Genomic DNA, 26,406 nt, shown 5'->3' with positions numbered 1-26,406 from the left:
TTATTATTTGTTTTGCAATAAGACGCTTTCGGCCTGCTGTCTAAACTGTTTTGCAGCATCTTCCACTTTTAGATTTCCATAAGCCATTTGTTCAGCTAAGCTATCTAGAGTCTCGATAATTTCACCTGCACCTACTGGGTCTGGACCATCAAATTGAGAACTGTTTCCTTCTGCCCACTCAACATAGTCAAATACTTGAACCTGAGCTGGTGAAAGCAATGGCTTTAATGCTTCTTTAACAGTTGCAGAACCAGGAACACCTCGGTCCCCAAGATTCAATTTATTCGCTTCGATATCGTTGATCATGAAGTCAATAAACTTTGCAGCTTCTTCTTTATTTTTCGAATTATTTCCAACAGACCAGAACATACTTGGCTTCAAATATAAACCTTTATCGCTGTCAGGACCTGGCATTGGAGCAATAGCAAGATCTCTATTTGCTACTTGTTGTAAACCAACGAATTGATTAGACCATTGCCAAATACCAATTGCATTTTGTGTCACTACAGGATCATCTTCAATTCCTTTTAACTGAGCCATAAAGTCAGGAGTCGGAGCTGCTTTATCCAGAATTAAATCGGATCTCATTTTAAAGAAGTCGATGAATAATTGGTCATCTTTATATCCTAAAGAAGCACCGTCTTTCCCGTATAAAGACTCACCCTTTGTTCTTAAATAATAGTTAAAGAATACATCCGCTTTCATGCTTGTATCTACAAACAATCCTGCATCTTTCGCTTTTGCTGCAATATCCAGATAATCATCCCAAGTCCAATTTTCAGGGATTGAATCTACACCAGCTTTTTGAAGTCCTACTGGGTCATAGTGGAAACCAACCACGTTAACACCTGCGTTAATTCCATAAAGCTTGTCGCCAATTTTTCCACCATCGATCACGTTATCAGAAATATCTGCGGTGTTAATTTCATTCCCAACAAACGAAGATAGATCAGCGATTTGACCATTTTGTGCATATTGCGAGAAGTAAGATAAATCCATTTGGATAATATCCGGTAGCTCGTTTGCAGCTGCTTGTGGAGCTAACTTCTTCCAGTAGTCATCCCATGCTGCATATTCTGCTTCAATTTTTACATTTGGATTTTTTTCTTCATACATTTCAATTATTTTAAGTGTGTAATCATGTCGTGGTTGAGAACCCCACCAGGCAATACGAAGAGTTACTTTTTCATCTTTTTTGTCATCTTTTGGTTCTTCAGACTCATTGCTGCTAGGTGAACTGCTGTTACATGCTGCTAAGGAAAAAACTAATACAAAAGTAAAGATTAACACTAAAAACTTTTTCATTTCTTTTCCCCCTTCTTTTTCCACACTTTTATGTAAGTGTTTACATTTTTATTATGCAACCAATTCCAACTATTCTGAATCCATTTTTCCGTCCTATTTGTTTAAAAATCAGACATTTATTTGAAAACAAAAAAGACTCCTTGAACAAGTGATTTTATCTTGTTCGAAAGAGCCCTTACTCCAGTAAAAATATTAGTTTTTATTTGATAGAATACTATTTGCCCCTGTTCTAAACATTTTTGCTCCCTCACTTGGGGTGATCTTCTTAAAAAGGATTTGGTCTGATATATCCTGTAATAAGCTCACTACCTCAATGCCTCCTAAAGGGTCTGCTTTTTCCACTTTTGGGTTATTATTTTTTACTTTATAAACGTATTCAAAGACGTTTTTCTGATCTTCAGAAAGCACATTTTCTATTTTATCGGCAATTGTTGAAGAAATAGGTACTCCTCTTTCTCCTTTTATGATTTGATTTGCTTCAATATTATTGATAAAAAAATTAATAAAAAGTGCAGCTGCTTCTTTATTTTTTGAACTCTTAGATATAGAAAAATGCATGCTCGGTCTCAATGTTAAGCCCTCAAACTGCCCAGGTCCCGGAGGAGGAATAAGATCAAGCTCACGGTTGGCGGCTTCTGAAATCCCGATGTATTGATTGGAATAAGCCCAGGTCATAGGTGCCAATTTATTGACTAGTAATCCATTCTCAATTCCTTTAATTTGATCTTCTTCATCAGCCCTTGGAAACGCACCTTTTTCTAGTAATCTCAATTGCATTTCAAAGTAATCAATAAACAACTGATCTTCCTCATACCCTAACCCGGTCCCGCTATTATTATATAAATTCATTCCTTTCGTCCGAAGATAATACGAAAAAAACACGTCTACTGATTTCATTCCGTTGGTTCCATAAATACCCTTTACATTATGTACCTTAGAAACGATTTCTTCATAGTCTGCCCAGGTCCAGTTGGAATCCGGAAAAGAATCAATAGCTGAAGAAAGTAAATCCCGATCAACGATAATGGCAGGTACATTTAATCCAAGTGGAAAGCCGTACATCGCCCCATTTACTTTACCCCCTAAGAGAAAATCCTCACTAATATCGTCTGTATTAATGACTCCTTCATCTATAAAAGGGGTCAGGTCCTCTAGCAAGTTATTCTCACTATAGGTTTTCAAATATAGGAGATCCATTTGTACAATATCTGGAAGTTGATTTGCCGCTGCTAGCGGGGCTAGCCTTTTCCAATAATCATCCCAGTAGGCATACTCTGGTTCAATATTAATATGGGGATATGTTTTTTCAAACAACTCAATTACTTCCATTGTATAATCATGTCTAGGCTTTTCACCCCACCAGGCAATTTTTATAGTAACCCTCTCTTTTTCCTGACTCGATGCCAAATTGAGAAGGTCTACTTTTCCACAACCAGCGCAAACTACCATTACTAGGGATAAGGTTGAAAATAATAGTTTTTTCATTGTTATTTCCCCTTTTATTTATTTTTTCCTACCCTTGTAACGATTCTTTTTTATATTCTGATGGAGTATAGCCTGTGTGTTTTTTAAAGACCTGACTAAAGTATTGAGGGTTATCACCATACCCAATTTTCTCTGCTAATTCAAACACCTTTACATCATTTTCTTTTTCAATTAATTCAATGGCCAGTTCAATTCTTTGCTTTGTTATATAATTGGAGAACTTTTCACCCGTTTCTTTCTTGAATAGCTTTCCTAGATAATCAGCGTTCATATATAACATCTCGTTGGCTACCCAATGTAAGGATAAATGTTGATTCCCAATGTGTTTCTCAATGATTTCAAACACTTTATTGATAATTGCCGAGTGCTTATTCTTGTTTTGGTTATAAAATAAAAATGTTATTTCCTCGGCAACGCTTTCAAAAAAGGCCTTCATTGATTGGATTGTTTCCATTTCTAATAGAATGGTTAATTGGGCTAAATACTTATTCATCTCTGTTGCTTCACATAAACGAATCATGGCATTAAAAAGTTGAATCACGTATGACTTGGTGGTGTGAATATCTAGTTTTAAATAGATTAAATGATTAATGAATGTGCTGATTTCTTTCTTAACATCCTCCCATGAACCCGATTTTACTAAGCGACAAAACTTTTGATCATCAAAATAAAAATCTCCTTCCGCAAAACCGTATGGATTAGAGATATCCTTCGAAGTTATAATCCCGCCTTCATTTAAATAAAATCGATAAGCCAGACAATCAAGTGCTTCCTTATATAATTTATTAGCATGCCTAATGTTTCCTTCATCAGTAATAGCAATTGTACAATCCATTCGGTAATATTGAAAAAACGTTTTTTTAATCTTTTCAATTTGGTTATGAAGATTACGAGTATCTACACTATCTTCAATTAAAAACAAAACGGTTTGCCCTACCGTACAGCTAAGAATAAAAGAGTCAAAAATATGTTCTGCTATATTTTTAATAGCAAACATTTGTTCAAATTGGAACTCACCCTCTAGTTGGAATAATACCATCCGTACGTTAGAGGAATGTAAATCTAATTGAAATAGTTTATGATAGTAATCCAAATCTTTATTTTCATACTGATTGGTGACAATTTCCTTTAACATCTGTTCCTTTGCATAAGGCATAACACTTTCTAGGGTTACTTTCATTTTATTAACAAATTGTTCGCGATTTTGTCTTTGTGTTAACTCTTCACATAGCTCTGTTACAGCATCCATAATCGAGTGCTCATTACATGGTTTTAGAAGATAGTGTTTCACTCCATATGCCATTGCCTGTTTTGCATAATCAAATTCACTAAAGCCTGATAAGAGAATAAATCGGATGTCTGGAAACACGCTGTTCACTTTTTCAACAAGCTCTAACCCGTTCATTCCAGGCATTTTGATATCACTAATCACAATATCAGGTTGTTTTTGTTCAATTACACTGAATGCTTCGATGCCGTTTCTTGCCGTTCCCATTAAATTGGTTCCAATAGATTCCCAGTCAATGACCTTAGACATGCCATCAGTAATAATTCTTTCATCATCTACTAATAAAACCTTATACATGATTTCCCCCCTTATCAAACGGTAGTACAATGATTACCTTTGTTCCTTCATTAGGTACACTCTCAATCCTAACTCCATAGTCTTCTCCGAAAGAAAGCTTTATTCTTTCATCTATATTTGATAAACCTAGCCCTTGTCCTCTTGTTTTCACTTCTCCCCTTTTTAACTTTTCTATGAAGGTAGGCTCCATTCCTGGACCATTATCCTCAACAACTAGTTGGAAAGAGTCATTTTTAACAATTGAATATACTTCAATTTTACAAGTTTCTATCATTGGTTCTAATGCATAGTGAATGGCATTTTCAACGAGGGGCTGTATCGTTAATTTTGGGATAGAATATCCATATAGATCTGGATTTACATTCATGTGAAAGTCCAATCGTTCTTCAAATCGATAACTTTGAATAATGATGTAATTTTTCACAATATCAAGTTCTTCCTCTACCGTAATCAATGGTTTTTTTAGAGAAATAGAATTGCGCAATAAAAAACCGAGCGCTTCAACCATTTTCGAAATCTGGGTTTGACCATTTCCCTTAGCTAACCAGTTGATAGATTCTAATGTATTGTATAAAAAATGAGGGTTAATTTGAGCCTGTAAAGCTTTAAATTCTGTTTCCTTGATTGTTAGCTGCTTAGAAAAAACTTCATGGATTAACTCGTCAATTTGCTGGATCATGGTTTGAAAGTTTTGTTGCAGTTTTCCCACTTCATCATCCTGAGTGGTTGAAAACTTAAGCGTTTCCTCTCTTGCCTCTTTAAAATCACCAACCTTTAGGTGTTGCATTCCAGCTACAAGATTTTCTAAAGGAATTGTTATATTCCTCGCAAATCGCATTCCTAATACAGTTACAACAGCGAACATCAGAATAAATATAATGATTAAAAATGTTTTAACAAGATTTATATTGTTAAAAATTTGATTAAAGGGAATCGCGTTAACGTAACCCCAATCAAAGTAATTTGACTTAATAGAAACAAGAAAGTAATTTTTTTTACCAATTTCCTTTATCTGGTATCCTGAGTCTAATGTTAATAATGGCTCTTTTAGAAAATTGGTCTCCTTAGGAAAAATAACGTCATCTGTATCAACAATAAAAAATTCACCATCTATCCTTCTAGAACCCTCTAATATATTCCCAACAAGCTTATCCATGTTGATATAAATAACAAGTGTACCTAAGTTATCAAAACTTAAGTTTCTGTACTGTCTAATTTCTCGAGCAGTAGCAATGGTAAAATCATTTTCCCTTGGATTAAGCCATACATTGCTCCCATCTGCACTTATCGCCATATTGGTGACATACTTCTTTTGTCTATCTGATAGTTTCACGCTTTTGGGTCCTACTGCGTACTCTTCCCCATTTGCATCGACCAAATAAACTGATTGAATATAGGTCTCTTTATTAACATAGCTAAGAAGTTTATCACTCATTTGGTTGCGCAAACGAAATTTTTCATATTCGGTACTGTCTTCCATAATTAAAGATAAGTATTGTTGGATTTGGGGATCCGTTAAAATATTATAGGAAACGTCCTCCATCCGTTTTAATTCATTCTCAATACTATTTGAGGATGTACTTAAAACTTGTGAGGACTTGCTATAGATTTGTTCATCGTAAATTTTAAAGGCATAGCTTAGTCCAAAAAAGGTAAAAGAAAATGAGAGAATCATAATCCATGAAACGAGTACAAAAAGTTTGTATTTTATTTTTAGATTATCATATCGTCTCTTTAGTTGATTAAAGACCTTTTTCATTCGAGTGATTCTCCAATTTCCGTTTATTGGTAGATAAGTATGAAAGCGCCGTCATTTTTATTAGCAAAAAAGAGCAAAATTTGTCCGTACGTGTTACTTAAATTTTACCATTATTAAACTATTTTTCAAAGGGAATATTTAAGGAGTTTGAGTTTTCTAAATAATCAATTAAAAAAGCCCCCTAGATTGGGAGCTTTACATTAGCCAACTACTAAAGAGGAATATTGTGAAGTATACAAACTCCAGTATAGGCCTCTCTGTTGAATTAATTCTTCGTGTGTTCCTTCCTCCCGAATTTTCCCTTTTTCAATAAAAAAGATCCGGGATGCATTTTGAATGGTAGAAAGGCGGTGGGCAATAATAAAGGAAGTTCTTCCAGATAGCAACGCCTCTAGTCCCTTTTGCAGGGCAAGCTCTGTCTCTGTATCTATAGAAGATGTTGCTTCATCTAAAATTAGGATTTTCGGATCAGCGAGTAATGCTCTGGCAAAAGAGATCAGCTGCCTCTGACCGTTTGATAGCTTTGTTCCTCTTTCATTTACCTCTGTATTATATCCATCATTTAACTGGGTAATAAAATCATGGGCTTGCACTGCTTTTGCTGCCTCCACTACCTCGTCATCTGTTGCTTCTAATCTACCATAACGAATATTGTCCATAATGGTTCCCGAAAATATAAATGGATCCTGAAGCATTACCCCCATTTGCTTTCGAAGGGAAGGAACGCTTACGGTCTTAATATCAACATCATCAATTTTTATCTGTCCACTATTTATATCATAAAAACGGCTGATCAAATTGACAATTGTCGTTTTTCCAGACCCGGTTGGACCAACAATAGCTATAGATTCACCCGGATTCACCTGGAAGTTGATCCCATCTAGGTTCCTATCATTCTCTTCATAACCAAAGACCACATTGCTAAATTCAACTTTCCCTTTAATAGTCTCTAGGTCAGTCGCTCCCGGTTCATTCATGATTGTTGGTTTTTCATCCATCATTTCAAAAATTCTTTCAAGGTATGCCGAAGCATTAATAATCGCATTATAAAAGTTTCCAATATTAGCCAGAGGTGTCCAAAACATCCAGATATATCCGACAAACGCAACCAAAGAACCGACTGTAATGCCACTTCCAATCATGCTGATACCCATCACGTAAATCAAAGAAACGGTAAGTACAGATATATTCTCAATGGCTGGCCATAATAAAAAATGAACTTTAATCGCTTGAAGCCATGAACCTCTGTATCCATTGGAAACCCCATGAAAGATTTTTTTATTTTCTTCCTCTCGTACAAAAGCTTGGGTTACTTTGATTCCATTGATACTTTCGTGGATATAAGCGTTCAGATTCGACTGCTTATTGCTTAAATTCTGCCAAGCTTTCCGCTGTGCATTTTTTATTAAAAATATGATTGCGGCTAGGATAGGGAAACCTGCCATCGCAGCTAGGGTTAACTTGACATCAATCGCAAGCATAAAGCCGATGATGACCAATAAGCTAAAGAGGTCGGTGATTAAATTAATTAATCCGTTTGATAAAAGGTCACTTAGTGAATTCACATAATTAACTACCCGCACCAAAATTTTCCCATGTGGCCGACTGTCAAAGAATGAAAAGGAAAGCTTTTGTAAGTGGGTAAATAAATCTTTTCGGATCTGTTTGATCACATTGTGACCTATCTGAGACATCATTCGGATTCTGTACTTCATACAGATTCCTGTAATGATCAAGGCACCTAAATAAATGCCCGCCAAAATAACTAGTCCTGTACTATCTTTCGACGGGATTTCTTCATCTATTGCCTGTTTGATTAAATAAGGGCCAATCAAATTTGCACCACTTGCAATGATCATGAGTAAGACCGTGAATAGGATGGTTCTTTTATAGGGTTTAACATACACTAGTAATCTTTTTAAGTGAACCATACTAAAAGGTGTTTCTAGCTCTTCGTCCACATTAAATTTATTTCGTGCCACTTTATCTCACCTTCCCTGCAATTAGGTGAACATCAAAGTTCCCATATTGGTTTTGAAAGACATGATAATAGTAATCTTTATTCAAAAGCAATTCATCATGAGTTCCTTTTTCAATGATTTTGCCATTATTCATGACGAGAATTAAATCTGCCTCTTTTACAGAGGAAATACGATGAGCAATAATAAAACAAGTTTTGCTTTGTTGAATAGATTGTAGTGTGTTTTGAATTCTTTCCTCTGTTTCTATATCCACACTGGAGGTAGTATCATCCAAGATGAGAATGCTCGGATCTTTCAGGAGGGCTCTTGCAAGTGCAATCCGTTGTTTCTGACCTCCTGATAATCCTACACCCCTTTCACCAACAATCGTGTCATAACCCTCAGGAAGGGTTGAAATAAAATCATGAGCTTCAGCCTTTTTTGCCGCAGCTTGAACATCCTCCAATGTTGCATTTGGACTGCCATAGGCAATATTCCCTTCAATGGTATCGGAAAATAGAAAAATATCTTGCATAACCATTCCCATGGATGATCGTAATTGATGAATATTCCATTCCTTAACGTTCCTACCACCCACTTTAATCGTTCCACTGGTTGTGTCGTAAAATCTGCTAAGCAAGTTCACTAATGTTGATTTTCCTGAGCCAGTTGGGCCAATAATCCCTACTGTTTGCCCAGGATTCGCTTCAAAGGTCACATCCTCTAGAACCATGCCATCACCATAGCTAAAATAAACACGCTCAAACTCAACAGTCCCTGCTGTTATATCTTGAATATCACTCCTCTTAATCCCATTCATCATTGGTGATTTTGTAAGCAGCAATTCCTCTACCTTTTCAGCTGAAGCAATAAATCTTTGGAGGTCATTCATCAACCATCCTGCCATCCGCATAGGGTTATTTAATGCCCAGATCAAAGAATTAAAGATAACAAGTTCTCCCATTGTAAGGGAACCTGTTATCACCATCATACCCCCAACTAATATCATCACTACCGTTAAGACACCTGCGAGAGAATCAAGAACGGGTAAATATTTCTCCCATACTTTAGCAGATTGTAGATTTCGATCTCTAAAAGCCTCATTTTCAGCGGAAAACTTTTCAATTTCATAACTTTCTTTGGCAAAAGCTTTTACCACTCGATTCCCACTGATATTCTCCTGAACTATTGAATTAAGCTTTGCAAATTGATTTCTAATCTCTGTAAACGTTGGCTTAACATCGCTCGATAAACGGAACGCAAAAAATGCAATAACTGGAGCAATTGATAAGATAGCTAAAGCTAACGGAGGATGGATCGTAAACATAAAGACAATCGCAAAGATAAAAATGGTGGCATTTTCAAATATCATGTAAATAGTCCAAGCGGTAAAATGTCGTATCGCCTCCATATCACCGGTCATTCGGGCCATAATATCACCTGTTTTTGTCCGATCATAAAAGGCAAAATCCAGTTGAAGAAGACGATCATAAAGGTTTTCTCTCATTCTAAAAATGACATTTTGCGAAATTTTTTCAAACATAATCTGATAGCCATATCGCACGGAGGTCCTTACAACTGTTGTTCCAATCATGAAGGCTATTAGGGTCCATAACATTCCTGTCTTTTCACCATACATAACATCATCAACCATTCTCCCTGCTAAATAGGGATTGACCATATTTAGGGCTGACACAGCTAGAGCCAATAGTAAACCAATAATCAACTTTCCTTTATAGTGACGGATATAGCTCCATGCCCAACGCAAGCTATGCATAAACTATCCCCCTCTTTATTGTTATAATTTTTTGTGTTACACAATAAAAACGAGAGACCACTCAATAGCGACTAACGGTCTCTCTTTTAGGTTCATCTATTAATCTAAATAAAATACCTGCTTTAGCTCGGTTGAAACAGGGCTGTTATCCGGGTTCGTTTCCATAATATCCTTCATATAAGCCCACCATTTTTGGCAAATGTCCGTATGGGCCATCTGATTCCACTTATCTTCGCTTTCAATTTCTACATAGGCAAAGAGGGTATTGGTTTTCTCATCTAAAAAAATGGAATAGTGATGAGCTCCGTGGTTCTTTAGTTCCACTTCCATTTCTGGCCATAGTTCATCATGGCGTTTTTTATATTCCTCGTGATAACCAGCGAACACTTTCATGACAGATGCTTTACGAATCATTCTAACTCCCCCTTAAACTGAATCATCTTATATTCAAAGCTACCAAGCACAAGCTTCCCTGGCTCAACTAGGCTATGGGTCTGCAAATCTACTCCTCGTTGCGGGATCGATACAGAGCCGCCCTTTCCGTCCATATTGATGATAAACCACACGGTGTAACCATCCCCTTGTCTCGGGGCAACGATCGTACCTTTTGATACATCTGTTCTCATGGTAAGGTTTGCTTCTTGTGAATAGTGATCAATTAATTTCTGCAACAGTAAATCTCCTGTCTCTCCTTGTGGCAAGGACCCAAGCATAACGATTTTTCCTGCTCCAAGTGGGTGTTCGGTAAGAAAGGATTTTCCTTTTGATTGTCCCTCTTCAATGATCCCGACGGTACTTTTGGAATCTGTTTCGAACACAGAACTCCATTTCCCTAATGGTGCGGCTATGTCAAACGCACGCCCGATTGTTCCGCTATCATCCATTGGGTAGGTGTATAGTACTTCTACACCAGCGTATTTTTCTAGTTCTCCTAAGGCTTTATCGGTATGAACAGTGTGATGCTCAGTACGACCTCCTGTTAACGGACCGACAATCCAAGTTCCACCACTTTCAACAAATTCTACTGCTCTGGCAATATAGTCAGAGGGTAAGTAAGGTATAAACGGGGTGAACAATAGTTTATACCCATCTAAGCTTGCTCCTTCAGGAATCACATCGCGATGAATTCCCATGGATAATATCCGTTTATAGAAGTCTGTAACTAACGTACGATGATTCAAATCTCGGTGCGGTTCGGTCTTTAAGAAGGCCTTGCCACGGTCAGAATAAGTAATAGCTAATTCTGCTTGTGAAGGTGTAGTTGATAGAATAATTGATTCAATTTCTTTACGCATTTCTTCTACTTCTAGTACATTGGAGAATCCAACTGTAGGCTTTCCCCAGGCACTGATTACAGACCCGTGCGGCTGTTCGCAACCTGCACGTTGCTGTCTCCACAACCAATAACAGAACGCTTCAGCACCTAATGCATAAGAAGCTACTGCTTCTGCTTTCAGGTAGCCATTTGGATGTGGTGTTGCATGGCTTTCTAAGGATGCCGCATAGGATGGACTGGTTTCCATGACCCAAAAACTTTTCCCTTTTTTGAAGTTCCTCCACAAATCATTATTAATTAAATAGTTTTCAAAGGAATCGATGGTGGCATAAGTATCAAACGAAGCAAAGTCCAAATTTTCATATAGTCTCTCGTTGTCTACACTGAAAAAGACGGAGCTGTTATGTGTAATAGGTGCACTTGAAAACCTTCTAATGATTTCTGCCTGTTCATCGGAAAACTCTGCCATTTTTTCCATTGAAAAGAGTTGGTACATCGTACTTAATGAGGAGTTGTGTAAAAAAGGTGCTGGCCCCGGCTGCGGTACCTGTTCAAAACGATAATAATATTCGCTCCAAATCTTCGTTCCCCAAGCATTATTTAGGTTTTCTATTGTGTCATAGCGATTCTCTAACCAAAGATGCCATTGGCCTTTACACGTATGACACATACATTCGCTCACATGACATTTAAACTCGTTATCAATCTGCCAACCTATGACCCCAGGCAAGCTTCCGACTGCATTTGCTAGATTCTCCGTAATCAGTGCCGCTCTTTCTCTAAAAAATGGATGGTTGGTGCACGCATGCTGTCTAGATCCATGGTCCATCACCTTCCCCTCACGATCCACATACATTCGCTCCGGATGCCCATACGTATACCAAATAGGTGGAGTAGGAGTCGGGGTACACATAACGGTTTCAATACCATTTTCATAGAGTTTTTCTATTATATTTACAAAAAAGCTCAGCTCAAACTTCCCTTCCTCTGGCTCCATCGTGGACCAAGCAAACTCTCCCATTCTAACGACATTAATACCTGCTTGCTTCATTAACTTAATATCTTCTTCAATTACCTTCTCATCCCAAAGCTCCGGGTAATAGGCAGCTCCGTGAAATAACTTTTTTCCCATACGTATCACCTTCTCTTATTTGTAGATCTAACTCTACTCTTTGATAAAAGACATAATTGGCAGCTTCAATTCCTTGATTCCTTCTATTACGAGCTTTCCGATTTCCTTAGCTCCTGATTCACAAAAGTGAGTGTTATCCTGAAGTCCATCTGGATAATTTGGGTGTTCATTTTCATGAAACCAGACAAACAATTTCTTCGAATTTTCTGACCCCAATGACTCATAGAGTTTTTCTGTTTTGTTCCATAAATTGATCATTTGTACATCCAGTGTTTCCGCTAACTGAATCATGGAGGTTGGATAGTCCCCGAGAGTGTTTACTAATCGACCCTCTTCATTAAAATTGCGTCGATGGACAGAAGTAACCAGGATAGGAATCGCACCTTTCTCCCTTGCACCATTTATATATTCAGTGAGGTATAACGGATAGCTTGTAAAAGGCTCCGTACCAAAAGGTTTCTGATCATTATGTCCAAATTGTATAAACAGATAATCGTTCGGCTGAATGAACTCTAGTATGATATCCAGATATCCTTGCTCAATAAAGGTATTTGTACTTGCTCCGCCCTTCGCAAAGTTAAGAACTTTAACGTCCTTTGTAAAAAAGGATTGAAACACTTGCCCCCAACCGGCCATTGGTGCCTCATTCCGAGGACAGCTCGCTACGGTAGAATCTCCAGCTAAAAAGAGTTTGATCGTCTTAGGAGCATCCGGACCATTTGAATTCCCGTCGATTAGCATCTATTTTTCCTCCTTTATTACAAAATTGAAACTATTGATTTAAAAGAACCTGTGGAAGCTTACTACGACCACAGGTTTCAATGTTTACTAGTTTTTATTTTCTCTTTTTAATAGCAGTGATAAAAAGGCTAATACAAGCCCTTGGCCCCACCCCTGTACTCGTTTAAAAGGAACTTCTTTGTATCCATCCGCATTGAACATAACAGCCGTTCCTGCCGAAACTCCCGTCACCGAGCCGTCTTCTCTTATTTGACCAAGAATTCCATCAACTGATCTCTGGATATATTTGTTGTACAGTTTCCCTCGTGTCAATAATGCAGCAGCAATCCCAGCAGATCCTGATGTTTCAAGATAGGAGGTTGGATCGTCTACAATGGTATGCCAAAGTCCCGATTCAGATTGTAAACGAACCAATGCACTTAACTGGTCACGTAAGGAACCTTGGATAATCATAAAGGATGGGTGCTGAACCTCAATCAGTTCAAGAGCACGAGCCATTGTATAGGCTGCCCAGCTGTTTCCTCTGGCCCAATAAATGGAGGACATATGATTTTGTGCAAGATTGTCCCAGCCATGATAGTACAAGTTGGTCATGTCATCTTGGAGGAAATTTTCATGTCCATGGTATTGCTTTAATCCAAAGTTAAAGTAATCCTCTCTATCTAATAAATGGCCAATTCTTAATAGGAAATACCCAGCCATAAACATTGTATCTACCCATGCTTGTTCAGGAAATTGATATTTCGTTCCGTTGACTGTATGCTGCAGAACTCCATCCGCAAAGCGCTCGGCGTCATGTAGTAGATAATCTGCCATTTGTGTGGCGTACTCTATATACGTTTCTTCATTTGTTTCCTTATACAAGGTTAATAGAACATGGCCAATGGAAGAGGCATTTACGGTAAGTCTCGGAAGACCATCTTCTAATTCTGCATCTACCCAATCCTTAATGTATTGCAAGTACTTCTTCTCACCAGTGGCTTCGTAAGCTTCGGCCACACCAAATAAAGCGACTCCACCTGGCCAATCCCAACTGAAATCCATTTGAAAGGTCCTTTCAACAATGCGGTCAATCGCCTGCGATACCTTGTTTTGCTCGAGAACTAATTGTGGCATTCTTATCCTCCTCTTGGGCATTCCTATTACTTTGTTAAAGAGAAATCTGCGTTATTTCGCAACAAATCTTCTATTTTATATGGCTTCTTTTCTTTCACTGAACGCCATACCCCTTCACCAACGGCAATGGAATATGCCCCCGCTTCTGCACCTGCTAAGATCGGATATTGGCGGGTTTGATCTACTCCTAAGAAGAGATCTTCCAACAATACAGGATCTCCTCCACCGTGGCCGCCTCCCGTTTGAAGAACATGAATCGTCTCCTTCGCCCCGCCAAACAGTGGATAAAACTCGATGGTCTGTTCAGGGACTGAAAACGGTATTCGGCTTGGCTCATGATATTCCGTTGTTTCAATTCTTCCTTTCGTACCGTTAATGGCTAAACGGTAGCCTTCATACGGAAGAGAGAAGTTTACGGAATAACTTAAGAACGCACCTTTGTCATACTTTACGGTTGCTACGTAGGTATCCTCAATCTCAATCGCATGATCAAAAATACATGAATCCGGACGATAATGGGTATAGTTATGTGCTGACTTCTCAATGCTATCTGCTTTTATATGGTCGTCTATTGCATTTACATTATTTCTACGGTCTGACCAGCGCATATAGTAATGACACAAGTGCTTTTCTTCGCAAGTGCTACAGTATCGATTATCTGTTAGACTCGGATTGAATTCTCCGTCCTTCCCAAAATAATGTAAGGCACCATAGGCAAAGACTTCTTCTGGCTTCTGATCTAGCCACCAGTTGACTAGGTCAAAATGGTGGGTGGATTTATGAATTGATAATCCACCTGAAAACTCCCGGTTGCGGTTCCATCTTTTGAAATAGCTGGCGCCATGGTATGTATCAATATACCAATTAAGGTCTACAGACGTAACTCTTCCAATTTTCCCTTCTAAAATCAATTCCTTTATTTTTCGATGGAACGGATTATAACGGTAGTTGAAGGCAACAATGACTCTCCCGTTACTCACCTTTTCCGCTTCTATGATTCTTTTAGCATCGTGAGCATTCGTAACCATTGGTTTTTCAGTAATAACCGTTAAGCTCCTCTCTAAGCCTTGTAATATATAATTGATGTGAGTATCATCTCTACTCGTTACAATCACCGTATCAGGATTGGTTTCATCAACCATTTGCTGGAATTGAACTGGATCATAAGCAGGAACAGATGCTAATTGCGGAAAACGCTCCTTGCAAAGCTCTATTCTCCGCTCGTCGGAATCGAGTAATCCTACAATTTGATTATTTGAACCAAATTGATGAAGGATCGAATCAACAAACATTCCTAGTGCTCGATTACTTAATCCACATACAACAATTTTCTTCATGGTTCTTCCCCCAATTTAGTAAAAAAAATTTATATAAAAGAAGATCCTAAGCACCCATTTTATGAACTCAACCATCCACCATCGACCGCTAAAATATGGCCATTAACATAGTTAGCTGCATCTGAAGCTAGAAAAATAACAGCTCCCTTTAAATCCTCTGGTGTTCCCCAGCGTCCTTGCGGAATTCTTGAGGTAATAGAAGCGTTACGATCGGCATCCTCTCTAATAGGTGCCGTGTTATCGGTTGCAAAATATCCTGGCGCAATGGCATTTACATTAACCCCTTTTCCTGCCCATTCATTTGCAAGCGATTTGGTTAAGCCAGCAACCGCATGCTTACTAGCCGTATAAGCAGGAACTCGTAACCCCCCTTGAAAGGAAAGCATGCTAGCAATATTAATGATCTTTCCTGACCCTTTTCCGACCATATGCTTCCCCGCTTCACGACAGAGTTGGAAAACAGCATGTTGATTCACTTGAATGACTTCGAGCCAATCCTCATCTGAAAAACTTTCCGCTTCAGATCTGCGAATAATCCCTGCATTATTTACTAGAACATCGATCGAATTTGTTAACTCTAAGGCCTTTTCAACCAATTGACTTGCCGCATCAGGCTTGGATAAATCCGCTTGTATTTCATGAAAGGTACCACCGATTGATTCTATCTGTTTTCTCGTTTCTGACATATCACTCATGCCTGCTCCGATGACAAGAGCCCCCGCCTCTGCCAACCCTACAGCCATTCCCTGTCCAAGCCCACGACTTGCTCCAGTGATTAATGCCACTTTCCCTTCTAATGAAAAAAGTGATGTCAAGTCTCTCTCCCCTATCCCTTTGACGAATTTATTTAGACAGTTGATATCTTTCCTTTAAAAAAGCCACACTTTCATCAATATAAGGCTCCTTTGTTTCTTCTAATAAAATATTTATATATGGTTTTTTCTCATGAATCCTCTTCAAGATAAAATCATAGTTTAAAAGGCCTTTTCCCACCGCGGTCGTTAGTAGTTGATTATCTTGAACGATAAAATCCTTCGCATGAAGAATAACAACCCGATCTCCGAATAACTCCATTGCTTCCTGGAAAATCTCCTCCTGATTTTCATACGTATCCACGGTTAACAGATTTACTGGATCAAGGATTACTTGAAGATTGTTCGAAGAGATCGTATCTAACAGCCTTTTCATCACTTTTGGTGAATAGATAGGATGATTTACACCTGCTTCAATCCCAACAATCACACCAAATTTCTCCGCCTCTTGTACGAGTTCACGAACACTTTCAACTACCTCTAAGAAAGGCTCTTCTTTGAAATTATCCTCTGTATAGATGATTTCTGCGTTTACATTTCCTGTTTCGGTTGCAACAATGCTGCAGCCAAAATCCCTTGCAAATCGGATATGCTCTTTAAATCGCTCGATTCCTTTCCTTCTCTCCACTTGGTCAGGATGAATCATATTAAAATAACAACCTAGGACAGCGATTTGGACTTTTTGTTTTGAAAATTCATTTCCAATATGTTTGGCTAATCCAGGACTTAAACTACCTAATTCGGTATTCAACCCTTCAAATGATTTACTAAGTGCTAATTGTACGGATGTTAGACCTTTCCCCGCGATTTCTGTTACTAACTCCTCTAACGGCCGGTTTTCTATATCATGGGCTCTAATACCGATATTCATTTCATTCACCTCAACTGATTGATTAGATTCTGTGATATAAATACTCTACTAATGCAAGAATGGCCATTGATTGCCCATATGGCATAGCAGTAACTGGAATTTCCTTGTAAAACTCTTGTGTTTCTCCCATTGCGGTTCCAGCCGAAACATGTTGTAATTCACCATGATCATTAATATTTTCAATGACCGCTGAAATTCCTTTTAATCCCATATTTAAGTATCTTTTAGGAACATATCGCTTACGGACAGACCGTAACGTTCCAAACGCAAAACCAGCTGTACAGGAGGCTTCCACATAGGAACTTGGGTCAAGCAACAATGTGTGCCATAAACCGTTTTCATTTTGGCATAGCTCAAGCGCAGCCAATTGTTGCTCCAGCGTATCAGTTAATACTTGACGTACGGCGTCAGTTTCATCTAATTCAACTAAATCTAGAAATTCCGGAATAGCAATCGTTACCCATGAATTCCCTCGTCCCCACAGAGCTTCTGCAAAGTTGTGATTTCCTTCAAACGTCCAGCCATGGAACCATAAACCTGTTTTCTTATCAGATAAATATTTGATATGTATTAAAAATTGTTTTTTTGCCTCTTCCACATATTCTGGCTTATTAATCAATAAACCAATTTTTGTTAGCGGCAAAACACTCATCATTAACGTGTCATCCCATAATTGTTGATAGTTCTCCGATCCGAAAACAACGTGTTGAATTCCTCCACCCTTTGTTCTCGGCATATCATGGTATAACCAGTCACCCCAAGTTTCCAAATAAGGAAGGTAAGTGGGATTACCTGTTTCTTCATATAAATATGCAAGCGTTAACATTTGTACCATCGTGTTCACATTCTTCTCAACTGGAGGCTCTTTGAACTGATCGTCAAACCATTTGATAATAATAGATAAAATCTCTTCTTTTTTCGTTAATTTATAATATTTCATCATTCCATATAAACCGACACCCGCTGTCCATTCCCAATAATTAAAGCTCTTATTATCGATTTTTCTCCCATCTGCAAGCGGAATCGCATATTTACCATCTGGATCATTTAAGTTAATTAGGTTATCAATTAGGAGCTCTATCTTCTGTTCAATTTCGTGTCTTAGCATGTTAATTACCCCCTTCATATTTCGTTTATTTAAAATAAATGTCTACTCGTATAAAGATTCAACTTAATTATATGGAAACGATTTTATGGATAAAATTTAAAATTCAGTTTTTTTATATTAAAAAACAGTGTTTTCTGATCTGAACTACTTCTAGATAATGGTTTATAGTATAAAAAACCCCACCTTCTATGTAGAAGGTGGGATTTTCTGTGTGAGTACCTTATTGAACGACTTCTTCTCCTTGGAAAATTCGAAATGCTGGAACAATAGTGTCGGAAACTATTTCTTTTCCTTTTTCTCGAATGAAGTCCAATTTGTAGTAGGAATCAAATCGTTGGCTGATTTCCGTTTTCACCAGTTCAGGCGGAGTGACGACAATGAATTGGAACTTCAGTTTGTTAGCAACGGCAAAGATCGGATCAAGGACATGGGTGGATGCTGCTTGTCCAAACGGGTTATCACAGACTAACGGAACCCAGCTTTGATCAGTTTCGCTTTTCACTGATAATAACATCATCATCATTACCATTCGGGCTGATAACTTTTGTCCACCACTACCATCAGATTTCGTCTTTGAACCTTGATTAATCGTTTGCCAAGTGGAATAATGCTCTTTTTGTGGTTTCCCGAACATAAACGCGTTATCCGTTCTCATATTATAGACGAGTAGCTCAGGATAACGATTTCTTAGAGAGATAAATAAGATTTGCTCATCACTGATGAGTTGCTTTATCTCTTGGTCTAGTAATCTATTTTGATCATCAATCATATCAAATTGCTTCGTAATTTTATTAATCGCCGCTACGAAGTGCTGTTTTAATAGTGGTTCGATATCTTCTGCTTTTTTAGGTAAGATATCTTCTTTCAGCTGAACGAGCGGGAACGATCCTCGTTCATTCTTTAGCTTCATTTTCGCGATCATCGAACGAATGGCCTCAGCAATACTCATCACTTTCATGCTTGCTCGGCTAGCCCAGAAGTTTTGAGCCTTTTCTGCCCTTTCTTTGTCGCGTTCTAACTGTTCTAATCCACTTTGTGAAAAACGCTTCATATTTTTCACGATGCTTTGGATATGGGCATAATGCCTAGTATCCATGTGGTCTAGTGTCGTTAATACTTCATTTTTAAACCGAATCTCCCAATCCTTTCCTTCAATCGCAAGCTTCAGATTACGCAATGATTGATCGATTTTCGCATGCTTCTCTTGCCCTTCTTCTAGAATCTCTTGATGTTCCTCACACCAAGATAGAATACATGCTTTCCCTTGACTCTTAATCTTTTCTAGATCATGTTCCGTAAAGGCTGCCGCTTCTTCCTTAAGGATCACGGATAGGGTTAACAAATCCCCTTCATAACTCGCAATATTCGTTTCAGTTTCTTTTTGGCGTTTCTCTGTTTTCTTTACTTCATTTTTCGTGATCTTTGTTTGGTCCTTTATTTCTATTTCCTTCACTTCTAGGTCTAGATCTGCCCATTCTTCAGGCTGTTTTTCATGCTTTTCGACTTTCTTTCCTGTCTTTTCACGCTGTTCTGTCGCATGCTGTAGGGATGTTTCTGCTACCGTTACAGCCGTTCCCTGCTCTCTTTCTTCCTTTTCCGCTGTCTTTGCTTCCTTCTGCGCCGTTTGAAGCATATTTTCTAATATACTGATCGGTTCATCAGGTTCCGCTGTTTTTTCCCATTCTTCATTAGAAGCTCGGAGTTTTTTCTCTAATTTCGTCTGCTGCTTTTGTTCGGTTTCTTTTTTTGCTTGAATAACGAGTAATTCTCTCGCCTGTTCTTCTTTTGATTTTTGAAGCTGTTTCAGCTCATCGATGCTTCCATTTATCTTTTCTAATAAATTGGTAGATAAGCGAGGAATCTCTTCACTTTGGTCTACTTTTTCATCCGGAGGAAAAATTGCGCCCTCGATAAAGAAGGCAATCTCCTTGATATTCTGTTCGGTTGTTAGCTTCCATTCTACAAACGTATGGTTCCACTTATTTTGTAGCTCTACGATTTGTTGGTGTTCTTTCCCTAGTTCCTGTTGCTTGATCACTAAGGCTTCTTTTTGTTTCTCTTTTTCTAGTTTCACTCGTTTATTTTCTTGATAGAGCCGTTTTTCTTTATCAAAATCCTCTAGCACTTGAACATCGCTTTTTATCTTTTCCATTTTCTTCTTTGTAGTTTCCAATTGCTCTTTTAACTGATGCTGCAACTCTTTTTCTCGTTGTTCTTGGGTGGTAATTTCCTGTAAATTCGCTTTTTTAGTAAGAAGAGCGTTCTGTTCCTGAAGTAGGCTTTTTTCGATATCACTAGAAAGCTTACCTGATACAAACCGATCGATTTCTTTTAACATACGACGTAATGAGTTTTCTGTCTTCTCGATTTCAATGAGCGTATCTTTCTTCTCTTCTATTTGTTTAGCAATATTAATTTTCCATTGAGTGAATTGATTTTTATCCGATAATAACTCTTTTTCTGTTCCGTTAATAATGACAAAGGATGGCTGTTGTTGGTCGTTACTCATTTCCTCGCGCATGAAAATAGGAACCGGACTTTTATACATTCTTCCTGATAGAACCTGTTGATTGATCTTTTTCCATTGAGGCTGACTGACGACCAGACCGTATGGAAGGAGAGGATACGTTAAGCAATAATTCGCCATCTCTTCGGCACTAAGCGATTGAAGAAATTGGGTTCCATAGAACACATCAATACCTGTCTTCTCATCAATCCATTCCTTTAATTCTTTTACATCTTTATTCGCAATCCAGAAGCCCTCGTCATTCAAGGAGTGGTCGAGCTGTGTCTCCCAAAGCTCTTTTTTCATTTGTTCCCCTTGTTCTCGGTTATTGGCCAGAATTTCTTCGATCTGAATCGCATACTTTGATAAAAGAGAGTGTGTAAAAGGAGTGGTGGTATGATCTAATAAACCTTGAAGCTTATCTAATAGTTTTGCTTCTCTTTGCTCTTGCTCTTCCTTTGCGCTCTTTAATTCTTCACATTTTTCTTCTGAATGCTGAATCGATTGGACGAGCGTACCATGGGAGGTAGCCAGTTGATTTTGTCGTTCACTAGATTCTTTATCCTTAGCTTGTATCTCCTCTAATGTACCTTTTTTGTCCTCCATTTGCTTAGTGAAACTCTCAATCAAACCCTTTAAGTCATAGGTTAAACGGTCACCAAACTCTTTAATAAGCGCTGCATCCTTTGATTCAAAGGCATGCATTTGTGTATATAGAAAATCCGCTTCCGTACTAATTTGAGCAATTTCTTTTGTCTTTTGTTTATCCTGTTGTGAGAGTTCTGTTTCTTTTTTCTTTAAGAATTTCTGATAACCTAAATACTGCCTAACCCCTTCTTGGATGGTTACATAGGAGTGCTCCCATTCTTGTGCCACTTCTTTTTTGATTTCATCCATTCTTTGATTCACTTGTTCTAAGCCACTATTCTGTTCCAATATGGCTATCTGCTGTGATAAAGCGCGAATCGTTTGTTCGTTTTCACTCCACTCTTTCAACAATAGCTGAAAGACCAGTTGTTCTTTTCGTTCCTGTTTTTCTTTGACAATATCTTGTAAGGACGTATGCTTTTTCCTTTCGTCCACTAATTTCTTATCCCACTCCATTACCTCTCTATGGGCTTTTGCATATTCTAAGTTATCCTTTTGATAGCGGAGGTCTTCTTGTTTGATCATTAATTTCTCCAAGTCACCCTCTAAAGTAAGCAGTAATTCCGCTTCTGACTTCTTCAAATGCTCTAAAGCACCTAGGAGCTGTCTTCCGACCTTTATACTATCCTGAACGATTTCTTTATGTTCGACCCCTTTAGCTAAATGCTCTTCAAATGGAACGATGTCTTCTAAAAACTCTTTATGGGCTTGTTCTCTTTTTAAAAGAACAGGCAGATCCTTTGCAATACTAGCCTGACTCTTGAAAATCTCAACAAGGTCATTCTTTTGGTGTTCGGTTCGATGTAAAACTTGACTTACAGTAGGGATAATTCGTTTTTGGAATAGGGAGTGGTCATCTTCGGCACCCTCAAAGTACTTCCCGACTCCACCTTCATCCTTGTTAATATCCTTCATAATATCCCAATCTTTACGGTTAATTCCGTATGTATCTAGGATGCGATAATGCTTTTTCGTATCTCGATAAACGTCGTATCCATTCCATTTTAAATAGTCCTTTAAGCTTTCACTGTCAGCAACCTCATCATTTTCATAGAGGGGAATATGCTCAACGGACGCCTCTTCTTTTCTTTCAAATTCCCTCGTATAAAAAGTAATATTCGGAAGGATTTTAGCTTCCTGTTCCAAAGATTTACTCTCACTTCCACTTTCTTCACTCATTGAGATTCGCTGTTCAGCAGAGAACATTCCTCCCGTGATTAGATGACGGCGATCACCACCATCTAGTTCCCACTGAATGAGAACATGAAAGGTATACGGAATGAATTGCTCTTTATTATTAAAGAAGAACTGCTGATAATAACGATTGTTTTGCTTTCCCCACGACGTTCCTGGTTTGAGAATTTGGAAGACGGTTTGTAGGAATACCCCTTTACCGCCACCATTCATCATCGCAATCAGGCCATTGGTGGATGTTTCCTCATTATGGAAATTAAAGGTGGTATCTTTATATTGCTTTTGCATGCCATCGTATTTCAGGCCAACAATTCTAATTCGATGGATTTTCGGCATGCTCATCCTCCTCTGTCGTCATTAATTTTTTCAATTGTTCATAACGATCATAATCATGATACAAATATTCAATTCTCTCAAATAGCTCGGCTTTAGGAATCACCTTTGGAATATCGTCCCGATCAAGAATAACAATTAGCCCCTCCGTCTCTAATAAACGCATCGCACTGGCAATTAAACCGATTCTTGTTCTTCTATTGCCTTTTTTCATCCCGTAATCCTCGGTGTCAACCTCCATGTATTTCCATGTGGTTATCATTTCCTTCATATCGATACGCTCTTCTTCTCCAAAAGTAGGTTTCGCTTTAGAAATGTTCTCCCAATTCATGATTAGGTCATTTACGTTCCGTTCTAATGCGTAGTAGCTAATTCCTTCCCGTTTCGTACGGATTCTTGCTGCCTGATTACGGTCTATTGCTGCCAAGAAGGACATAATGATCATGCTAATGAGGTGAAAATGTTTCTTCGTTTCAACTTGCCGATGTTTCTCTTTCAAATGAGTGAAATTTGTTGCAAAAACAGATCCCGTTGGCTGGACCACCAAATGAATACGTTTAGGCGATTCTATGATATACGCACCTGATTCATCTGCTAATAATAAGACTGTCTGGCGTACTTCCGGATCAAAGAATGTTTGAAAGTGTTCACTATTTTCGTCGATGACCTTTTCTTTTAATAACGTAAAGTAGACAGCCGATGCTCGTTTGATCGTTTCTGTATTCATCGTTTCTCCTCCTGTATACATATTTTAAAAGGGGTTATTTTCGTTTGATACCAAACGAAAGGCTCCGCTCGATGATCAAACATCGTAAAGATCTTCATCCCTTCAAACACTTCAAATTGTGGATATTCTTTCATTAATTTAAGAAGGAGAATTTCTCTTTCATCGCTTAATATTTCTTCCTTCCGATGCAGCACTTGAACCTTCAATGGCTTTTTATCAAACATCATCCATAAATCAATTGTTTCAGATTCCTCGAACCACAAATCCTGTACTTCTAATGGCATGGTGGCGAGATTTGATAATGAAAACTCTCCGTTCGATTGTAAAAATTGAAACACATAGCTCCAGGCCTTGATAACCGAATCCCAGTTCGTCACTCGTAGACGAGTAACACTTTCTTCGACTTCCTCTTCTGGTTCAGTATCGATTAGTTGTTTTTCATCAAATTCCTGTTCCCCCCAAATCCAATCGAGTGGCAGTATAAACTCATTCCTTGGTGAGAACATGGGAGAAAGAACTTTTTCGATGACCGTAAAATCCTGAACACCTTCTTTTAATAACCAATTCTCATAAACATGCTCACGAAATGAAACCATGCTTTTCTCCCAAAACAATGAAGGATTTTCCGCTTTTAGTTTCAGCTCATAAGAAATATTTTGAATAACTAGCTTCGCAAAACGATCATGCAATTGCCTTGTATGTCCAATTTTTTCCTGTAGTAGAATCAATTCTTTCTGAATATAATCGTCTGCTTCATTCCTGCGTTTTGTTTTTTCTATCATACTCGTAATGGTTCGAAAATGATTTTTTTCCTCTTCAAATTGCTTTTCAATTTCCACACGATTGTCGGCTCTTTGTCTTTCCTCTTCAACCAATAAAATTTTGGGATTGTTGATCATTTCCTTTTGAAAGGAGAATTCATTTGCCATTAAGCGGTTCACTCGTGAAATGAGGTGATCGAGGTTTCGAGTAGCTTTTCTGAAATTACCGTTTTTAATCAGCTGCATACTATAAAGTTGTTCAATCGTAATCGAAAATTCCTCAGCCATTTCTCTGCTCATAAAGATCATTTCCTGAGCAACATCTGTTAGTTTATAAACAATGGTACCGCCGATTTCTAGATTCGTATATAGTTCATCCATCGTGACATATCGGAAGGTTTGCGTCTCCCAGGATTGTCTGATTTCATCGTAATATAGGGCTTCAAACGGCTTGCTATATTCTTCTTTCCCCTGATATAATAGCCCGCTAGTGATCCGTTCGATTTGCTTATCGTCTGCCAAAAGTCTCATTTGTTTCACAGCATCTTCAACCATATATTTAATATCTGATTTGCGCCTATGATCATCATCATTTAATTCTCTATAAAAAATGGTGAGGAGAACCTGCATGAGAATGGTCTGGATATGTGGCTTTAATTCACCAACCTCCATCCCCCTTCCTAGCTCAAACAGTGGATTTAATCGTTGCATTCGCTGGGCGAATCCTTCCCATGATTCGTTCACATCCATCTCCTCCATGTTTCTATTGTTAATACCTCTTGTGGGACCCGCTTATTTTCCTGCCATAGTTCCATTAATAAGACTTGTTCTTCTTCCGTAAACCACCTGATAAATGAATCACGGTATTTGCTATTTTGCATTTGGCCAAGTTTCTGTTCATTTCTTTGTTCAACACATTCAAGCATTTTGCGATAAATTTTCAAGGCAGGCTGTATACAGCAGTCCGGGTATTTTTCTATAAGACGAACAAGAATCCCATACCCTGAGGCATCTAGATCTCCTGCGTAATAGAATAGGTAGGGTTTTGGTGGGAACATTTTAAAGAAAAAGGAAAAACTACGTTCAATTTTTGTTCCTTCACCGTAAATAATAAGCTCTGGTTCATAATCGAGTATATTGGCTTCCAATAATTTAATAGAGGTATGGAAGAAAGATAGATTTTCGACAATGAGCACACGCTGAATATCTTTTATTTCTTTCCCTTGCTTCATCCAAAAGACAAAGGGTTCCCCGTAGCTCTCCATTTTCAGTTGCTCTGCTGAAACTCCGATTCTAGTTAAAAAGCCTTTGCCTTCAGGAAATTGCTCTCCATCTAGTAAGAATTTTTCATGCCCAAAAAGCTCCAAGCTTCTCTCTTCAAAGGAAACCATTTGCCTCTCCTGATGGTCTTGGAGAAAAGTATATACATTCTCGATCCGGTTCCATTCTTCTTTCGTCTGCCACTCGGGATAACGTTCATAATAGGAAAAGTCAAACTGATCACTTAGTTTCATCATCTCTAGACGATCCCATTTGGTTGACTGATCTTTTATATTAACCCAGTAATATAGGGGTAGAGCTGGTGTTCTTCCGTTATATTGGTTATTTTGAATAGGAATCAATTGTCCTTCTGCTTGCAATAGCTCAATAGAACGATAGAACAGCGAATAGCCATCCATATCAAAATAATCATCCATCAGCTTACGCAACTGAAGTTCTAAATCATTTATATTAATCTTCTTTTTTTGTTTGGGGTGCTGAATATCTTCAATAAACCCTCTCACCCTTGTTTCAATGATATCTATTTTGTTCACCTACTTACATGTTCTTCAGTTCTAAGGGTAGACACCTACTTCTATCCCATTTAGACATCCTTATATTATAAACTAGTTGGTCTATTGTTTGTAAGTGAATTGTTGGTTAAACAATTCAAGCACTGAAAAACTTTACTATAAAAAAACACTCCAGTAGT

18 protein-coding genes are annotated in these 26,406 nt (G+C 38.1%); all 18 read right to left on the bottom strand.

Features of this window, described 5'->3' with window-relative positions:
• Positions 1 to 3: 3 nt before the first annotated feature.
• The 18 genes from BKO01S_RS11460 to BKO01S_RS11375 all read right to left on the bottom strand — a co-directional run bounded on the left by BKO01S_RS11460 (position 4) and on the right by BKO01S_RS11375 (position 26,248).
• Positions 4 to 1,305 (bottom strand): ABC transporter substrate-binding protein, encoded by a 1,302-nt coding sequence (locus BKO01S_RS11460; protein ID WP_066053604.1) that lies wholly within the window; start codon positions 1,303 to 1,305, stop codon positions 4 to 6.
• 192 nt (positions 1,306 to 1,497) lie between these two features.
• Positions 1,498 to 2,790, bottom strand: a complete 1,293-nt coding sequence (locus BKO01S_RS11455) for an ABC transporter substrate-binding protein (RefSeq protein ID WP_066053599.1) — start codon at positions 2,788 to 2,790, stop codon at positions 1,498 to 1,500.
• A gap of 28 nt (positions 2,791 to 2,818) precedes the next feature.
• Positions 2,819 to 4,375, bottom strand: a complete 1,557-nt coding sequence (locus BKO01S_RS11450; RefSeq protein WP_066053596.1) for a response regulator — start codon at positions 4,373 to 4,375, stop codon at positions 2,819 to 2,821.
• Positions 4,368 to 6,134 carry a cache domain-containing sensor histidine kinase gene (locus BKO01S_RS11445; RefSeq protein ID WP_066053592.1) on the bottom strand — a complete coding sequence of 589 codons (1,767 nt, stop codon included), beginning with the start codon at positions 6,132 to 6,134 and terminating at the stop codon, positions 4,368 to 4,370. Before BKO01S_RS11445 ends, BKO01S_RS11450 begins: the two co-directional genes overlap by 8 nt.
• 200 nt (positions 6,135 to 6,334) lie before the next feature.
• Positions 6,335 to 8,116: an ABC transporter ATP-binding protein gene (locus BKO01S_RS11440; RefSeq protein WP_066053589.1), complete on the bottom strand. Its 1,782-nt coding sequence runs from the start codon at positions 8,114 to 8,116 to the stop codon at positions 6,335 to 6,337.
• A gap of 1 nt (position 8,117) precedes the next feature.
• Positions 8,118 to 9,872 carry an ABC transporter ATP-binding protein gene (locus tag BKO01S_RS11435; protein WP_066053586.1) on the bottom strand — a complete coding sequence of 585 codons (1,755 nt, stop codon included), beginning with the start codon at positions 9,870 to 9,872 and terminating at the stop codon, positions 8,118 to 8,120.
• Positions 9,873 to 9,971: 99 nt separating this feature from the next.
• Positions 9,972 to 10,286 carry an L-rhamnose mutarotase gene (gene rhaM / locus BKO01S_RS11430; protein ID WP_066053582.1) on the bottom strand — a complete coding sequence of 105 codons (315 nt, stop codon included), beginning with the start codon at positions 10,284 to 10,286 and terminating at the stop codon, positions 9,972 to 9,974.
• The gene (locus BKO01S_RS11425; RefSeq protein WP_066053579.1) at positions 10,283 to 12,280 is read right to left on the bottom strand and encodes a beta-galactosidase; all 1,998 of its coding nucleotides are present in this window, start codon (positions 12,278 to 12,280) and stop codon (positions 10,283 to 10,285) included. Before BKO01S_RS11425 ends, rhaM begins: the two co-directional genes overlap by 4 nt.
• Before the next feature lie 33 nt (positions 12,281 to 12,313).
• Complete coding sequence (locus BKO01S_RS11420) at positions 12,314 to 13,021, bottom strand: rhamnogalacturonan acetylesterase (protein ID WP_066053575.1); 708 nt, start codon at positions 13,019 to 13,021, stop codon at positions 12,314 to 12,316.
• Between the two features lie 87 nt (positions 13,022 to 13,108).
• Positions 13,109 to 14,137 (bottom strand): glycoside hydrolase family 88/105 protein, encoded by a 1,029-nt coding sequence (locus BKO01S_RS11415; protein WP_066053572.1) that lies wholly within the window; start codon positions 14,135 to 14,137, stop codon positions 13,109 to 13,111.
• Between the two features lie 26 nt (positions 14,138 to 14,163).
• On the bottom strand, positions 14,164 to 15,474 hold the full coding sequence (locus tag BKO01S_RS11410) for a Gfo/Idh/MocA family protein (protein ID WP_066053570.1): 1,311 nt from the start codon (positions 15,472 to 15,474) through the stop codon (positions 14,164 to 14,166).
• Between the two features lie 59 nt (positions 15,475 to 15,533).
• A complete protein-coding gene (gene kduD / locus BKO01S_RS11405; RefSeq protein WP_066053567.1) occupies positions 15,534 to 16,289 on the bottom strand; it encodes a 2-dehydro-3-deoxy-D-gluconate 5-dehydrogenase KduD in 756 nt (251 codons plus the stop codon).
• 28 nt (positions 16,290 to 16,317) lie between these two features.
• On the bottom strand, positions 16,318 to 17,157 hold the full coding sequence (locus BKO01S_RS11400; RefSeq protein ID WP_066053564.1) for a sugar phosphate isomerase/epimerase family protein: 840 nt from the start codon (positions 17,155 to 17,157) through the stop codon (positions 16,318 to 16,320).
• 22 nt (positions 17,158 to 17,179) lie between these two features.
• The gene (gene bglB, locus BKO01S_RS11395; protein WP_232311221.1) at positions 17,180 to 18,265 is read right to left on the bottom strand and encodes a beta-galactosidase BglB; all 1,086 of its coding nucleotides are present in this window, start codon (positions 18,263 to 18,265) and stop codon (positions 17,180 to 17,182) included.
• A gap of 220 nt (positions 18,266 to 18,485) precedes the next feature.
• A complete protein-coding gene (locus tag BKO01S_RS11390; protein WP_066053559.1) occupies positions 18,486 to 22,949 on the bottom strand; it encodes a hypothetical protein in 4,464 nt (1,487 codons plus the stop codon).
• Positions 22,927 to 23,673, bottom strand: a complete 747-nt coding sequence (locus BKO01S_RS11385; protein ID WP_066053556.1) for a DUF6063 family protein — start codon at positions 23,671 to 23,673, stop codon at positions 22,927 to 22,929. The genes BKO01S_RS11390 and BKO01S_RS11385 overlap by 23 nt, the downstream gene beginning before the upstream one ends.
• Complete coding sequence (locus BKO01S_RS11380) at positions 23,670 to 25,184, bottom strand: hypothetical protein (protein ID WP_232311220.1); 1,515 nt, start codon at positions 25,182 to 25,184, stop codon at positions 23,670 to 23,672. Before BKO01S_RS11380 ends, BKO01S_RS11385 begins: the two co-directional genes overlap by 4 nt.
• On the bottom strand, positions 25,175 to 26,248 hold the full coding sequence (locus BKO01S_RS11375; RefSeq protein WP_066053549.1) for a Wadjet anti-phage system protein JetD domain-containing protein: 1,074 nt from the start codon (positions 26,246 to 26,248) through the stop codon (positions 25,175 to 25,177). Before BKO01S_RS11375 ends, BKO01S_RS11380 begins: the two co-directional genes overlap by 10 nt.
• Between the last annotated feature and the right edge of the window lie 158 nt (positions 26,249 to 26,406).

The organism is Robertmurraya korlensis NBRC 107688 (assembly GCF_001591645.1).
GTDB lineage: Bacteria > Bacillota > Bacilli > Bacillales > Cytobacillaceae > Robertmurraya_A.
This window is presented reverse-complemented; position numbering and strand designations above follow the sequence as displayed.

Coding starts and splice junctions, on each gene's coding strand:
- bglB (WP_232311221.1), bottom strand. CDS start 18,265: ATGCTAAGACACGAAATTGAACAGAAGATAGAGCTCCTAATTGATAAC.
- BKO01S_RS11400 (WP_066053564.1), bottom strand. CDS start 17,157: ATGAATATCGGTATTAGAGCCCATGATATAGAAAACCGGCCGTTAGAG.
- BKO01S_RS11420 (WP_066053575.1), bottom strand. CDS start 13,021: ATGCTAATCGACGGGAATTCAAATGGTCCGGATGCTCCTAAGACGATC.
- BKO01S_RS11460 (WP_066053604.1), bottom strand. CDS start 1,305: ATGAAAAAGTTTTTAGTGTTAATCTTTACTTTTGTATTAGTTTTTTCC.
- BKO01S_RS11455 (WP_066053599.1), bottom strand. CDS start 2,790: ATGAAAAAACTATTATTTTCAACCTTATCCCTAGTAATGGTAGTTTGC.
- BKO01S_RS11410 (WP_066053570.1), bottom strand. CDS start 15,474: ATGAAGAAAATTGTTGTATGTGGATTAAGTAATCGAGCACTAGGAATG.
- BKO01S_RS11385 (WP_066053556.1), bottom strand. CDS start 23,673: ATGAATACAGAAACGATCAAACGAGCATCGGCTGTCTACTTTACGTTA.
- BKO01S_RS11415 (WP_066053572.1), bottom strand. CDS start 14,137: ATGCCACAATTAGTTCTCGAGCAAAACAAGGTATCGCAGGCGATTGAC.
- rhaM (WP_066053582.1), bottom strand. CDS start 10,286: ATGATTCGTAAAGCATCTGTCATGAAAGTGTTCGCTGGTTATCACGAG.
- BKO01S_RS11445 (WP_066053592.1), bottom strand. CDS start 6,134: ATGAAAAAGGTCTTTAATCAACTAAAGAGACGATATGATAATCTAAAA.
- BKO01S_RS11450 (WP_066053596.1), bottom strand. CDS start 4,375: ATGTATAAGGTTTTATTAGTAGATGATGAAAGAATTATTACTGATGGC.
- BKO01S_RS11425 (WP_066053579.1), bottom strand. CDS start 12,280: ATGGGAAAAAAGTTATTTCACGGAGCTGCCTATTACCCGGAGCTTTGG.
- BKO01S_RS11390 (WP_066053559.1), bottom strand. CDS start 22,949: ATGCCGAAAATCCATCGAATTAGAATTGTTGGCCTGAAATACGATGGC.
- BKO01S_RS11435 (WP_066053586.1), bottom strand. CDS start 9,872: ATGCATAGCTTGCGTTGGGCATGGAGCTATATCCGTCACTATAAAGGA.
- BKO01S_RS11380 (WP_232311220.1), bottom strand. CDS start 25,184: ATGGATGTGAACGAATCATGGGAAGGATTCGCCCAGCGAATGCAACGA.